The organism is Heliomarina sp., assembly GCF_052826185.1.
In genome coordinates, this window is sequence record NZ_JBRBUI010000012.1 from 18,082 (window position 1) to 31,781 (window position 13,700).

11 protein-coding genes are annotated in these 13,700 nt (G+C 58.1%); 2 read left to right on the top strand and 9 right to left on the bottom strand.

Annotated elements, in window-relative coordinates; all coding sequences use genetic code 11:
* Positions 1–12 precede the first annotated feature (12 nt).
* Together ACU0FH_RS02300 and ACU0FH_RS02305 are read right to left on the bottom strand one after the other, a co-directional pair.
* Positions 13–2,127 carry a catalase gene (locus tag ACU0FH_RS02300; RefSeq protein ID WP_446193181.1) on the bottom strand — a complete coding sequence of 705 codons (2,115 nt, stop codon included), beginning with the start codon at positions 2,125–2,127 and terminating at the stop codon, positions 13–15.
* A gap of 24 nt (positions 2,128–2,151) precedes the next feature.
* Positions 2,152–3,294 (bottom strand): glycosyltransferase, encoded by a 1,143-nt coding sequence (locus tag ACU0FH_RS02305; protein ID WP_446193182.1) that lies wholly within the window; start codon positions 3,292–3,294, stop codon positions 2,152–2,154.
* Between the two features lie 184 nt (positions 3,295–3,478).
* Here ACU0FH_RS02305 and ACU0FH_RS02310 point away from each other — a divergent pair, with 184 nt between their 5' ends.
* A complete protein-coding gene (locus ACU0FH_RS02310; protein ID WP_088636154.1) occupies positions 3,479–5,125 on the top strand; it encodes an FAD/NAD(P)-binding protein in 1,647 nt (548 codons plus the stop codon).
* Here the strand turns inward: ACU0FH_RS02310 and ACU0FH_RS02315 are convergent.
* From ACU0FH_RS02315 to ACU0FH_RS02330, 4 genes are all read right to left on the bottom strand, one after another.
* A complete protein-coding gene (locus tag ACU0FH_RS02315) occupies positions 5,122–5,757 on the bottom strand; it encodes a hypothetical protein (RefSeq protein ID WP_446193183.1) in 636 nt (211 codons plus the stop codon). The genes ACU0FH_RS02310 and ACU0FH_RS02315 overlap by 4 nt on opposite strands.
* Before the next feature lie 147 nt (positions 5,758–5,904).
* Positions 5,905–6,879: a glycosyltransferase family 2 protein gene (locus ACU0FH_RS02320; RefSeq protein WP_088636152.1), complete on the bottom strand. Its 975-nt coding sequence runs from the start codon at positions 6,877–6,879 to the stop codon at positions 5,905–5,907.
* Positions 6,876–7,934 carry a glycosyltransferase gene (locus tag ACU0FH_RS02325; protein WP_446193190.1) on the bottom strand — a complete coding sequence of 353 codons (1,059 nt, stop codon included), beginning with the start codon at positions 7,932–7,934 and terminating at the stop codon, positions 6,876–6,878. The genes ACU0FH_RS02320 and ACU0FH_RS02325 overlap by 4 nt, the downstream gene beginning before the upstream one ends.
* A 79-nt stretch (positions 7,935–8,013) precedes the next feature.
* A complete protein-coding gene (locus tag ACU0FH_RS02330; RefSeq protein ID WP_446193184.1) occupies positions 8,014–10,041 on the bottom strand; it encodes an HAD-IIB family hydrolase in 2,028 nt (675 codons plus the stop codon).
* Positions 10,042–10,183: 142 nt separating this feature from the next.
* On the opposite strand from ACU0FH_RS02330, the gene ACU0FH_RS02335 reads away from it, so the two are divergent.
* On the top strand, positions 10,184–10,954 hold the full coding sequence (locus ACU0FH_RS02335) for a sulfotransferase family protein (protein ID WP_446193185.1): 771 nt from the start codon (positions 10,184–10,186) through the stop codon (positions 10,952–10,954).
* On the opposite strand, the gene ACU0FH_RS02340 is transcribed toward ACU0FH_RS02335, so the two are convergent.
* From ACU0FH_RS02340 to ACU0FH_RS02350, 3 genes are all read right to left on the bottom strand, one after another.
* On the bottom strand, positions 10,948–11,892 hold the full coding sequence (locus ACU0FH_RS02340; protein WP_446193186.1) for a sensor histidine kinase: 945 nt from the start codon (positions 11,890–11,892) through the stop codon (positions 10,948–10,950). The genes ACU0FH_RS02335 and ACU0FH_RS02340 overlap by 7 nt on opposite strands.
* A gap of 98 nt (positions 11,893–11,990) precedes the next feature.
* Positions 11,991–12,731: a Crp/Fnr family transcriptional regulator gene (locus tag ACU0FH_RS02345; RefSeq protein WP_446193187.1), complete on the bottom strand. Its 741-nt coding sequence runs from the start codon at positions 12,729–12,731 to the stop codon at positions 11,991–11,993.
* A 746-nt stretch (positions 12,732–13,477) separates the two neighbouring features.
* The coding region (locus ACU0FH_RS02350) for an integrase core domain-containing protein (RefSeq protein WP_446193188.1) at positions 13,478–13,700 on the bottom strand (223 nt) is incomplete at its 5' end.

Here is a 13,700-nt window from a genome sequence, read left to right on the forward strand (position 1 = left end):
CGTCCATCAGGCCTAGCGTTCCCAGTACCGCAGCGCTGCGCATTCCTTGAAAAACGCCGACGGCTTTTTGTCCTTTGCGACGAACATCCCGCCATCCGGTTCGTCTGGCAGGCCTGCCTTCTTAAGGAACGGCAGAGCCTCGTCGGTGACCATCATGAACTTTTTGTGTGCAAATGCGTCCGCAACCCAGGTCTTTGCAGGGTGACTTCCGGCGAACATTTCGGCCCCTTCATCGGACACCAGCACGGCGACGGCATCGAACAGGACAGACGGACCACCGTTGATCTTCTCGTCCGCCTCGACGCTGGCACCGTCGGATAGTGTCACACTTCCGACCCTCGGGCCGACAAGCGCGACAACAACGCCCGCCTTTTCCGCACCTTTCTTGAGGGATGCCAATACCTTGGCATCTGCCCCGTTGCTGATCAGGACGCCGAGCTTACGACCGGCGAAACTATTCGGGCCATTTTTCAGAATGCTGAGCGCATTCGACTCCGCCAACCCATCAACCCTTTCACGGGCAGGTTTTGCAGGCTTCGGAACGTCCATTCCAAGCCCGTCAGCCACCGACTGGGCGAGCCCGTCGTCGATATTCGGCAAATGGGACAGAAGACGTTCGCGAATTGCATTGGTTTCAACTTTGCTAAGCTCAAAAACCAAAGCATCGGCGATATGCGTCTGCTCAACCTCCGTCTGGCTGAGGTAGAATTGGCGGGCCTGACTGTAATGATCCGCAAACAGCTCTGACCGCACCCTGTCTTTGACGCCTTCCGCTTCGGTCTGCACAGATCGGAAGCCGGTTTCAGGAGCCTCCCTCGGACCACCCTCGGTTCCGCCCCAGGAGTTGGGTTCATAGTTCGCACGGCCCTTGGGGTTGTGCATCGCCATGTGGCCGTCCTGCTGGAAATGATGGAACGGGCACTTCGGTGCGTTGATCGGGATATGCGTAAAGTTCGGTCCGCCGAGACGTTTGATCTGCGTATCGAGGTAAGAGAAGTTACGGCCCTGAAGCAGCGGATCATTGGTGAAATCGATGCCCGGCACGATGTTTTGCGTGCAAAAGGCGACCTGCTCGGTCTCGGCAAAGAAGTTGTCGACGACACGGTCCAGCACCATCCGGCCGATGATGCGAACGGGCACATCCTCTTCCGGGATCAGCTTGGTCGCGTCGAGAATATCGAAGGGGAAGCTGTCGACGAATTCGTCATCGAACACCTGAACCCCCAGCTCCCACTCCGGATAATCTCCGCTCTGGATTGCGTTCCAAAGATCACGCCGATGGAAGTCCGGGTCCGCGCCGTTGATTTTCAGCGCCTCGTCCCAGGTGACCGATTGGAGGCCCTGCTTCGGCTTCCAGTGGAATTTTACGTAAGAGGATTTCCCGTCTGCATTCACAAACCGGAAGGTGTGCACCCCAAACCCTTCCATGAACCGGAAGGAGCGGGGGATGGCCCTGTCGGACATGGCCCACATGATCATATGCATGGCCTCGGGCATCAACGATACAAAGTCCCAAAAATTATCGTGGGCGGTCTGCGCCTGCGGAAAGCCGCGGTCGGGTTCCTGTTTGGCAGCGTGGATGAGATCGGGAAACTTCATCGCATCCTGGATAAAAAACACGGGGATGTTATTGCCGACGAGGTCCCAGTTGCCCTCCTGCGTGTAGAACTTCACCGCAAAGCCGCGCACGTCGCGGGCGAGATCTGCCGACCCCTTGTTCCCGGCCACGGTCGAGAACCGGCAGAATACCGGCGTCTTCTCACTCTTGCGCTGGAAGATATCGGCGCGGGTCAGTTCGGGGATCGGGTCCAGAGTTTCGAAATATCCGTGCGCAGCATAGCCCCGCGCATGCACGACGCGTTCTGGAATGCGCTCATGGTCAAAGTGGAACATCTTCTCGCGGAAGTGGAAATCTTCCATCAACGCCGGGCCGCGTGCGCCCTGGCGCAGGGTGTTCTGATCGTCGGAGACCGGGACACCCTGAGACGTCGTCATCACCGGCACGTCGCCCCCGGCGGTCTGATGCGTCTCCCCGCCTTCCCCGTAAATCGTCTGCGGCTGCTTCGCCGTCGGTTTCGTCGTTTTCGCGGGTGTCTTCGATTTCGTTTTGGTTGCGGCCTTCGCCATGATCATGCTCCTATTAGAGTGGGGTTATTCGGCTGCGAGGGGCAGCACACCGGCCGAAGCCGGAAGTTCGATTGGTGGGAAATCTACGTCGGGCGCCGGAGCGTCGCGTTCCGCAATGCAAAGCCGATAAAGCTCTTCATAGCGGTCAATCATCGTATCGAGACCGAAGCGGGTAACTGTAAGCTGCCGCACGTCATGACGATCCAAGCGCGTTGCCTTTAGCGCTGCGGCGGCCAGTCCGACCACATCCCCCTCTCCGACGATGATTCCGCCCTCGCCGACGACTTCAGACACGGCGCCTGCATCGAATGCCGCCACGGGAACGCCGCAAGACATGGCCTCGACGGCGGCAAGGCCGAAGGGCTCATTCCAGCGTGGGGTAAAAAGACAGACAGAGGCTCGTGAAACGGCGTCTGCCAACATGTCAGGATCGAGGTTTCCGCAATAGGCTATCGTCGGCCCGAGGAATGGCGCCACGGCTTGATCGAAGTAAGCCTGGTCTTCGACAGGCCCGAAGATCCGGAGCGTTAACCCCGCGTAGCGCGCGGCCCGAACAGCTTCCGCCGTCCCCTTGTTAGGGGTAATACGACCGAACCAGACCGCCGTTCCATTCCCCTCGGGCCTAAAGGACCACCGGGTCGTGTCGATCCCATTGTAGCCGACATGAAGCGGCAACTCAGACGTTGCGGACGACCAGGCCTTCAACTGTTCGCCCGAGCAGACGGTAAATCGGTTCCATGCTGCACCGGAAGCGTGGACGGCCCGACGCAACGCGTCAAACGGCGGCACGTGCAACGAGGTCAGCATCGGCACCCGGTCCCGACGTGCCATCCGGGGCGGATACCGATGGAGAGAGTTGTTGTGAACAACATCGAACCCGCCGTCACGCAACGGGATCAGAATTCCTTCGAACGCCGCGTCGAGATGCGCGTTCAGCGCATCGGTCCCGTGGAAGCGGTGCCACGGATAATCGCGGTCGTAGTGATGTTCTACGATTGGATGCAGCCTCACTTCCGATGGCGGCTTGCTGTCGCCAGACGCGAACAGCGTGATGTCATGCCCCCGGTCGCGAAGAGCTGATGCCAAAGCATATGAGTGGGCTTCCATGCCCCCCATAAACGGCGTGGCGATCGGATGCCGAATATGGGCGATGAGGGCAATGCGCATGGGACCTCCGTTGCCGCAAACCGGAACGGTCCGGGCTTCCTGTAAGCGACAATGAGTGAATTTGGACTTTGGACTGCGGTCTTTCTATCGAAGGAACCAATCTCAGCGCCAATTGTTCCAATATTACAAAACTTAATACTAAATTAGTTATTGCGATCTCGGTTCAGTTGGAAAGGGTCCTGCTTTGGAGCAAACTATTCCCCGCGCGCTGCGCGGCAAAAGCGGCCGTGTGCGCACGCCTGACATGCGCGATCCGTCGCTGCCCCGCGTCGCGATTGTCGGCAGTGGCCCAACCGCCATATACGCGCTGAAACAGTTGCTGACGTCGCCTCAGCCCCTCGAAATTCATCTCTTTGAACGGGAACGCGAAATCGGCACAGGAATGCCGTATCGCGAGGGTGAGAACCTGCCTCAGATGCTGTCCAATATCGGCAGCAGAGAAGTGCCCCCGGTTGTAGAGACGCTTGAGGATTTCCTTCGATCTTGCGATGCGGCAACTTTTCGAGAATTCGGGATATCTGGCGACGACATCGGACCGGAAACCTTTTACCCGCGGCTGGTTCTAGGCCGGTATTTCGTGGCCCAGCTTGCGGCGTTAACGGCTCAGGGTCGGGGCAAAGGCCACGCGGTAGAGATACGATCCCGTCACGCGGTCACTGACGTTATTCCAAGCACTGACGGCGCCGTGGTGACCTTCGAAACGCCTCACACGGCTGGCCGGACGTCTTTTGAGCACGTCGTTCTTGCGACCGGCCACCAATGGTCCGAGAAAACGGACCCATCCGGTGTTGTGCTGCACGCGCCTTGGCCGGCAGAGCGTCTGCGCCGCTTCCTGGATTGCCGCGTCGGTATCTTGGGGAGTTCTCTGACAGCAATCGACGCAGCAGTGGCGCTGGCGAGTTTTCACGGCCATTTCGACGAAACGGACGGGACCCGGTGGATCCCGAACAGCAAGGATAGTGCCTTCCGTATGGCCATGCTTTCAAGACGCGGGCTGCTTCCCGATGCCGACTGGTTCTATCCCCTGCCCCTCCCCGGCCTTCCGACATTTAACCGCGCAGGTCTCGATCTTCTTGTGAGCCGCACCAGCGGGAAAACGGGTCTGCTCAAGGCTTGTCAAAGGAAACTGGGCGAAGACCTCCGGCTCCTGGACCCGACCTATGCCACACGGGCCCAGCCAGACCGTGTAGAGGGTTATGCCGAACGCCACTTTGCCGACCGGTTAAAACAAGGCGGCTGGGGTGCCGCGCGAACCGGCCTGGCCACGGCTGCCAAGGCCCGGGAGGCCCGGCACACCGATCCTTGGCGCATGGCCCTTCTGGCCGCGCACCTGACATACGAAAGTCTTCTTCTACACTTCAGCGCCGAAGACCGCCGACAGTTCGACAGGGAGCTCCGGCCGGTCTTCGCCGACGTCTATGCTTCGGTGCCACATCGCTCGATCCGACGGATGCTCGCCCTGAATGACGCTGGAGTTCTGGAGCTGCATGGGCTGGGTCACAATTACACCATCGCTCCGGCCGGACACGGGGTCCAGGTGTTCGGAAAATGCGGCGTTATGGAATTCGATCACCTTGTAGACGCACGTGGTCAGACCGCAGCCTCCCTCGCCGATCTCAGCTTCCCAACCCTATCACAGGGCGGTCATTTCGATCCTGAGTCGCTACGCGTCACGCATGAGATGTGCTGCGCCTCGACAATCACCTGCGCCGCCATCCCGGTCCTGCTGCGGCATAATCCGTTCGTTCAGGGCCTCGAAAATGTAGAAGAGCTCGGACGGCGCGCAGCCGACAATGTGCTGGCGTCGATAGCCCCACCCAAGGCCGCTTAAACAGACCGGGGCGACAGACGATAGGCTTGTGCCCAACAGCTTAGCCCCTCGATCGTGGGCTCCGGTTCCTGCGGAAGGCTGCTCAACAGGACGCGCGCGGCATCATCACTGCAAAACGTCTCGACCAACATGCGCGGCAGGCGCATCTCTGGATCGGGGTGACTATAGAACAGAGCAAACGGCGCTGTGTTCAGCTGTGCAACCAGCGTTGCCAGCTGCGGCAGGACGGAGCTGCGATAACCCGCAACTCCGGGCGCCATGACCCGCTGCAACAAAAGTAGTCCCCTTCCATTACTCACCGTTTGCGTGGTCGACAGAACGAACGAAACCGAAAGTGTCAGAACCACCATGCCGTTCACCGCGCACACCACGCCGAGCAAAGCGTAGCCTAGGTTTGAGGGCTCGGTCTTGCCACCTCCAACTGTCGACAGCAGATGGCCGGCGTGCGAAATCGCGCCAACAAGACCGGCATCTGCACCTGACTTGGACATTATGACGGCACGGTCGAAACCATTGAAGATCATGCCCCAGCCCATACCGATCCCTGCGACCCACCAGAGAGCTACGGCGCTCATGACCACCGGACCGACGGCGATATGTCGAAAACGGCGGTCCGGAAGGCGACGGAACACCGCAAAGACCCACCTGGCGATCCGGAAAGACAGAAAGCGCGACGGTGTTCCGCCAATCGTCGTAAAAAGAAAGTCGGCACACACGTAAACGGTAAGAACCACCCCGATCAAAAGCAAAAGCATCGTTTCAGATTACACCAAATTCCGTCATTCGGCAGCCGGTAACAAAAAGACGCTCTGGGCTTTCTCGACCTGAGCAACCCGTGCAGCATCCGTGGCTTTGTCCTGAGCCTGGTCCAGCTTGTCGATGACCCTGCGGGTGGTGGCGTAAGGCCTATCCTCCATTTGCGAACACAGTGCGAAGTCCGCGTCATCGGGAGCACGAAGAATACGGATGCCGGTCCTCGCGTTCTCGATCAGCCCCATGAGGCGGAAGGCGTAAAGCCAGTGCTCCATGGTTCGATGCCCCCATTTAGAAGCGAACAGCTCCGCATTGCGGACAACCGAGCCGACTTGGTGGATCGGGGGCATGCAATGCGCGTGGTATTGGTGAAACACCTTCGCCCCCTTGATCCAAAAGATCGGGATACCCCTTTCGTCCAATGTCCGCCCAAAGTCGGTATCTTCCCCTCCGTAGCCGACATAGCGCTCGTCGAACCCGCCAGACGCGGTCCAGCTGCTTCGGTCTATCGCAAAGTTAAGCGACCAGAAGCACCGATAGTCCTCACATTTGTAGATGCCGTCGGCGGGCGGCCCCTGCCGGTCAGAATGACGCACAGCCAGCTTCTCGAACTTGGCATAGTCCAGCCCGTCAGCAGTGGCTCCACCCGGCAGATAGCCTACCTCGCCCATCAGAAGCCCTGCTTGACAAGCGGACTTCGAGAGGTAGTCGAAGACAAGGTTAGGATGAGGGATGCAGTCGACATCGACAAAGACCAAGAGGTCGCCTAACGCAGCCGCGGCGACGGCATTCCGTGCGGCGGCAAGCGGCAATTCAGGTCCGGTAACGAAAATCTGCCTGACCGGGAAATCCGTTTCGGGAAGGCCGTTGTAGGCTTCGTTTTGCATCACGCCGATGATCAACTCATCCGGGCGGACAGTTTGGGCCTGAAACCCGGCGACTACGTTTCGTAGATGCTCGGCGCGACCGCCGGCGATGGTCAAGGCAGAGATACGGGTCATACGACGATTCCTTCGTGCTTATGCTTCAATGAGGGCGAGGATGGGATCAAAGATTGGAGCCAACGGGCGGCTTCAATGGCGGTGTCATGGTTTATGAGTGCGGACTGCGCACCGGGCCGATGCCGGCCGCGGGCTTCTGCCACGGCTATCCGCCAGGACCCCGCGCTGGACGGCATGTGATCGAGGTGCAAAGCGATCCCCGCCCGGGCAAGCGCCCGCGCTTTTTCGGCTTGTTCATCAAAATAGCGCCACTCAGGAATGACTATCCAAGGGCGGTCGGCGGCCATCACTTCGGCGCAGGTGGTATTTCCGGTCGAAGACACAACGAGATCAGCCGCCGCGATGTGGTCCGATACGGTGTCGATCCAGCCTTTATGAACAAGGTTGCTACTTTCAGTCCCATGCCAGTCGACCTGCATCGCGCCGACAGTGATCCACGTCCATTCCGGGAGCGCGCGAGCAGCTACGCCAAACGGGGCGCTCGACCAGCCGCTTCCCCCACCACCCGACAGGACAAGGGCGAACTTTTGACGAGCGTCGAGCCCAAGTCGCGCGCGAGCCTCGTCCTTCAATGGAGCCTCCGTCCGAAGTCCAAGACCACCCGCGAAATGTGTCTTGCCCAACATTGTCTCGGTCCAGTCCGGCTGGGCGAGCTGAGAGGCAAAGGGGGCAAGAAGCCCGACCGCGCCGTCATATGCCGCGCGGTGCCCTGGGTCACTGCGATCTCCGTGCTGCAAAATCTTGACGTGCGGAACCGAGCAGATGCGGCAAAGCTGCGCGACCTCGGCGCTGACATCGCAGATCATCATTAAGGGATCGGCAGCATCGAACCACGCGGCCATCGTAGCCATCGCACGACGTATCCCCGGCCAACCAAGGGGGGCGCAGTGCATCGTATCGGGCGTCGCAACCATATCAAGCCCTTCGTGCTCCTGCCCCGAACGTTCGAAAAGCGATGGAATCTTGACCACACTCGTGTTGTCACGCATCTCAGGAAATATGTCGTCGCGGGCGCAGAAGATGACGACCTCCTGCTCGGTCGGAAGAGCGTTCACCAAGCTCGCGCACCGCTCCGCGTGCCCCCGTCCTTGGTGGTGCACGAAATACCCAATGGGTCGTGGGGCATAGGTAAAGTCACGCATGCCGCACCGCCGATCGTTCGGTCGATCCGTAGATCACCGCGAGCCCGTCGAGAACGCCCGCTGCATAACTATGGCGGCTTTGGAAAGCCTTGCCTCGCAACAGGTCGGCGATGCCATCCCGTGCATTCGCAGGCAGAATGGCGGCGCCACAGGCCGCCAACATGTCCAGATCGTTACCGCTGTCACCGGCAGCGATGCAATCGGCCAACGTCAAATCAAGCCTCGTAGCTTCGAACGTGATGGCGGCCGCCTTGCCAGCATTCGCTGGAAGAATATCAATGAGATTGCCATGCGATTGGACGACGCGCGCTAACAGCCCGTGGTCGGCCAGAGTTTGGCTGACGCGTCGGCTATCGGCTGCGCTGCCGAAATAACTCAGCTTCCAGCGGCGTTGGTCGAGCATTGCCTGCGATGTTAACCCAAGGCCCGCGATGACTTTGGCAATATCCTCCCGGTGCCACCCCTCGGCAATACAGTCGGCGTAGGACCGGCACAGGCGATACTCGCCCCAACCGTCGTACCGCCAAATCTCGCTTCCGACAGACGTCACAAGAATATCCGGACATTGCAAATCCCAGGCTGCAATCACTCGCCGCGCCTCGGATATAGATCGGCCGGTGGCGATAAGAACGCAGGTGTCTTCTCGTTTGGCAGACCATTTTCCGAATTCCGCCGCGGACCGACGGTCGCCCGTCAATGTCCCGTCTACATCGCAAGCAAGGATGCGTGAAACTTTCTGATGCGCCTTTGCACGTCGCGTCGCAATATCCCGGTAGACGAAGACACTCTCGCTTGCCCACTGCTTCCATTGGTAAAGTTTGCACGCTTTAACGCGCGCATCGGCGCAGCGTCGATCGCGCTCCGGGTCGTACAACAAGTCCAAAAGACGCTGAGCAAGGTCAGCTGTATTTCCAGGATCAACCAAAGCCCCATAGCCGATGTCACCAATGATCGACGAAGGTCCGCCACTGCGCGTTGCCACGACCGGCACACCGGCTTGTGCGGCTTCGACAACCGTCAGTCCGAACGGTTCGTGCCAAGCAGGATTTCCGAACACGCCGTCAATTGCGGCCAGATCATAGAGAGACCTTACGTCAGCCGCAGTGTGACGCTTCGGCAGTGCGACGCTGCCCCACAGATCATATTGATCGATCAGTCCCATGAGTTCCTGGTGAACGGCCACCTGTTCGTCCGGACCATCGCGAAGAGATTTTCTCAACCCAGCAAGGATCACAAGGTTGGCGGTTTCGCGGAGTTTGGTGCTCTCGCCGAAAGCGCGCACCAACGCCGCGAGGTTCTTCTTATTTACGGGGCGCGCGACGGCGAGAACGATCGGCTTGTACAGGTCTCGCAGGAATGGGGCAATCAGGCTCCGTCCCTTATTCGGACCCTGAGGCGGTGTCAGTGCGACACCCGGCGAAATCCGATGGATCCGACCTGCCGCATCAGGGTCATAGGCCATGAGCTGCCGTTCCGCTTCATCGCGGGATGACACGATAATCCCATGCGCCGTGCGGATTGCCGCCAATTCGTCGAAAACGCGCTGCGATGCAGGATCGCAATCCGATTTCTCTAACGCCAATGAATGCGGTGTATAGATCCATGGTATTGCGAATTTCTCAAAGGCCGCCCGGGCAATTGTTGCCGCGTCCGAGAAATGGGCGTGAATAACGTCCGGTCGATAGCCAAGCTCACCCAACATCTGACAAAACACTTCCGTGATTGCCGGGATTTCAGCATTTAGAGCATCTTTGTCGAGGTAGATGTCGTTCGTGGTTCTCAGACGCAGAATCCGCAGCTTGGGGCAAACCTCTTCAACGTTTTTTCCGTAGGCCGGACCGAGTTCGGGATCGGCGAAGCCGCGTGTTACAATGTCCACGCCGGTGACCTGATCCAGCTTCGCCTGCGCGAACGCTGCTCCCAGAACATAGGCGATGTGACCGCCCGTATCCTCGGTCAGCCCGTAGTGGACAGGAGGCGCTTTGAGGCACCCCCCCAGCGCGATGTGGAGGATCCGCATTTTTTGTCCCTTTGACGATTGAAGTCTTGGAAGCCGGATGCATCTCCGACACAGAAAGAACTCATGCTGACCGCACTGGTTCCCGAATTTATTGTGCTAATGCGGTGTTGATTTTCCTGCCCCGCGCCACAGGACTATCAATATGCGACAATACCTTTTTATCGGCGGCCTTCATCGGTCTGGCACCAGCCTCTTGGCGCGGCTTGTTGGAAATCATCCTGACATCTCTTCAATTTCCGGCTCACCGGCGCCCGAAAACGAGGGGTGCTATCTGCAAGGGGCGATCCCTCACACAGCGATGAATGGCCGACCAATGCACTTTGCGACAGACCCGGATCAGCATCACATCGAAGGATGCAGCTACGATTCATTGGAAGTTCGTAAGCGGATTGAGGCTGATTGGGCCCAGTGGTTCGACCCCTCAAAACCTTGGCGGATCGAAAAGTCGCCCGTCAACCTGACGCGGATGAGATTATACCAGCAACTTTTTCCGATGTCGCAGTTCCTCGTCATCACGCGGCACCCGGAAATGGTTGCGGCAGCGGTAGCGAAATGGGTGGACGACACACCAACTGCACTGACGGATCATTGGATCGCGGCCCACCAACAATTGTGTAGGGACCTGCCCTATCTGCACGCCGTTTGTGTCATTCGATACGAAGACCTGTGCCGTGACCCTGCTCGCACGATCACGGGGGTTCACCAGTTCATGAGCCTGGGGCCGACAGGTAACGGCACATGCACAGCGGTCCGCGCCGGCAACGAGGATTATGCCCAACCGTCCGGGCTAAGTGACGAACTGCCCTGCTGGGGATATGGACCCGGTGGCGAGGTGAAACCTTGGTCTCCGATCGTGCGCCATCCTCTAAGATCCGTACGGGAACTCGTGGCGAAAACACTATCGGCTCAATAGTCGTCAAGCGGCAGGCGCATATCAATGCAAAGCCATCCGCCCTCGAACCGCCGCACCTTTTCAGCCTTCAACTGCATAGCGGACGCTTGAATAAGGCGTGACCCGAACCCTTTTTCTGCATCGACGTCATAGTCCGGGACCAGTTCGCGCCAATGAATGTCGACGCCGCCATCGTAGGGCGACCACTCGACATTGATCGTTCCGTCGGTATGTCGCAGCGCACCGTACTTTGCGGAGTTCGTTACCCATTCATGGAAAATGAGCACGAGAAGCGTAATAGCTTTGGCAGGAATGAGGACTTTGCTGCCAGACATTATGATTGTTTGGCGGCTGTGTGCCGGCGCGAGGACTTCACTAAGAAGAGCCTCCAACGGGATGGGCCGAGAAGCGTCGGTTTTCAGCATGAGCGAATGGGCCCGGTCAAGCGCAGTCACTCGATCCCTCAGATTTGTCACCACTTCGTCTTTGTCTGAGCTCTCACGCGATGCGCTCGAAATCATCGCTGCTACGAGAGCAAACAAGTTCTTGATCCGGTGGTTTATCTCGGCCAGGTGCAGGTCACGCTCGGCAAGTAACTTTTGCTCCGATGTCACATCGAAACTGACGCCCATGACCATATCGCCTCCGGAATCCGATCGGAACTTCGCGACTCCTCTGAGCCACCGTTCACGACCGGACGGCAAGACCAGCTTAAATGTCTCGTCGAATTCTTGACCTTCCCTGACCAAGAGGTCGAGCGCACTGAACACGCGATCTCTTTCGTGTTCAGCTATGCGCTCCATGATAACATCGCGCGACAGGGCTTCGTTTTTAGTTAGCTCAAAGAGCTCCCGGCAGACGTCGTCCAACCGAAGTGTTTCGCCATCCAGGGCGCATTCCCACCGCCCAATTCCGGCAAAACCAAACGCGTCTTCAAATCCTGAACTGATAGAGGACATCGGTGTATGACCCAGTACAACCAAGAGTTAACAGGCGACCGAAGAAATGACTCCGGACCCTCTGCCAATGTTAACGTTCATGCTCCAGAGTCAACCAGTCAAGTGAGTTTGAGCGGGCCTTGGCCATAAAGGTAGGCCGGGTTGAAAGCTCCCAATGCCTTCAGCGCCTTTTTATCAAGGACGGTCACTTGGCCGCGGGAGATGTCGACCACACCGGTTTCACGCAGTTTCTTCACCACTCGGTTCATGTGGATGCTAGTAGTCCCGCACGCGTCCGCCAGTTCTTGTTGGGTTAACGGCAGCGAGAACCCATTTTCACTGGCGAGGTCAACAAAATTGAGACGTTGCCACAACTCAGCCACCAAGTGGGCCAGTCGACCATCGGCACTTAGTCGCTCCAACTTCATGATCCATTCACGGTGCATAGCGGCATCCAACAGGGTCGAGTACCAAAGCATCCGTGCAAGCGTTGGTTCGGTCTCAAGTATCTTCTGAATCCGACGATGCGGTGCGTAGCCGATCTGCACGGTGCCAATCGATACAACATCATGGTCGAGACGCTTCAGTGCGAAGCCATGCAAATCTACGAAATCGCCCGGCACGTGCAAAGCAATTATATGGCGCTTCCCGTTGTCTTGAATGACCCGAGCCACCGTTCCTTCGATTAGGATGGTGCTCTGATCAACAACCTCACCGCGGTCGAGAATGGTATGCGGAGCAGTGAATCGCTCTACGTTCTCGATCAATCCTTCCAGCAGACCCTTCTCTCGCTCCGACAGGGCATCTCTGGATCGACCTTTCAAGAACCGCCTCGTGTAGGGAAAATCCTGGTGCGACATGTTGATGTTCTTGTTCTTTCTGCCCTGCGAGGGCGCTGCTCATGAATTGGAATTAACATATGTTAAGTTCGGGCACCACGCGCGTTTCTCTTTCTTTAATCACAACCTCTTCCTACGAGGAGTGTTCCTTAATTTGCCTGTTCGTTCGCCTGCGAACGGCTTTGACCAAAGGCTTTTCGATCTTCTTGCTCGTTGCAAAGATTTGGGGCATCAGAAGTCATTGTGCGCCGTATGGAGGATCTGTCACAAGTACCGTAGTACTTCTGGCGTATCGACCACGACGAACCGATGTCAGGAGCGGACCAGACCACGCGCGCCTAAACGACGCTTCGAGCCTCTCCCACCTAGCTTGGCGTCTTGCACCCGGGGCACACTACTGTGTCAAAGGGATAGTCAGCGGGCAGTTGCAGAACCCCGCCCCTGCTGCCACGAATCAAAAGCGTTAACCCAGTCAATGTCGATGTGGTGTGCTGCGGCGCCGGCTACCGCCGTCTTCGCAATGCAAGAGATATCATCCCTAACGCCAGAATAAGGCTAAAAAGTTTTCAGTGTACTTTCCACATTTGGAGCACCTCGCTGCCAAGGTTGATCCGGTGAATTGCGAGCTACCAGCGCGAGAGCACCCCGATGAGGATGGGCAACCCCCAATCCAGCCGCCAAGGTTCCGCCAGACACTCTTAGCCAACCTCCTGTTGCTACCGCAGTTCGCGCCTGGGCTGCCTCATTTGACGGGTCCAATTTGATTGTTAGTGCATTGTCGGCCTCTGGGCCAAGGGGATAAGGGCCTCAGGTGCTGGCGCGCGATAGCCCAAGGCACTGTGTGGTCTATTGGTATTGTAGTGCTTCCTCCATTCTTCGATGATGATTTGCGCTTCCCTTAGCGAGTAGAAGATTTCCCCGTTGAGCAGTTCATCTCTCATCCGCCCGTTAAAGCTTTCACAGTATCCGTTCTCCCAAGGGCTGCCTGGC

Bases quoted from the DNA above. Each gene is read 5' to 3' on its own strand.
- ACU0FH_RS02305 (WP_446193182.1), bottom strand. From the start codon at position 3,294: ATGCGCATTGCCCTCATCGCCCATATTCGGCATCCGATCGCCACGCCG.
- ACU0FH_RS02320 (WP_088636152.1), bottom strand. From the start codon at position 6,879: ATGACCCGTATCTCTGCCTTGACCATCGCCGGCGGTCGCGCCGAGCAT.
- ACU0FH_RS02330 (WP_446193184.1), bottom strand. From the start codon at position 10,041: ATGCGGATCCTCCACATCGCGCTGGGGGGGTGCCTCAAAGCGCCTCCT.
- ACU0FH_RS02300 (WP_446193181.1), bottom strand. From the start codon at position 2,127: ATGGCGAAGGCCGCAACCAAAACGAAATCGAAGACACCCGCGAAAACG.
- ACU0FH_RS02345 (WP_446193187.1), bottom strand. From the start codon at position 12,731: ATGTCGCACCAGGATTTTCCCTACACGAGGCGGTTCTTGAAAGGTCGA.
- ACU0FH_RS02340 (WP_446193186.1), bottom strand. From the start codon at position 11,892: ATGTCCTCTATCAGTTCAGGATTTGAAGACGCGTTTGGTTTTGCCGGA.
- ACU0FH_RS02335 (WP_446193185.1), top strand. From the start codon at position 10,184: ATGCGACAATACCTTTTTATCGGCGGCCTTCATCGGTCTGGCACCAGC.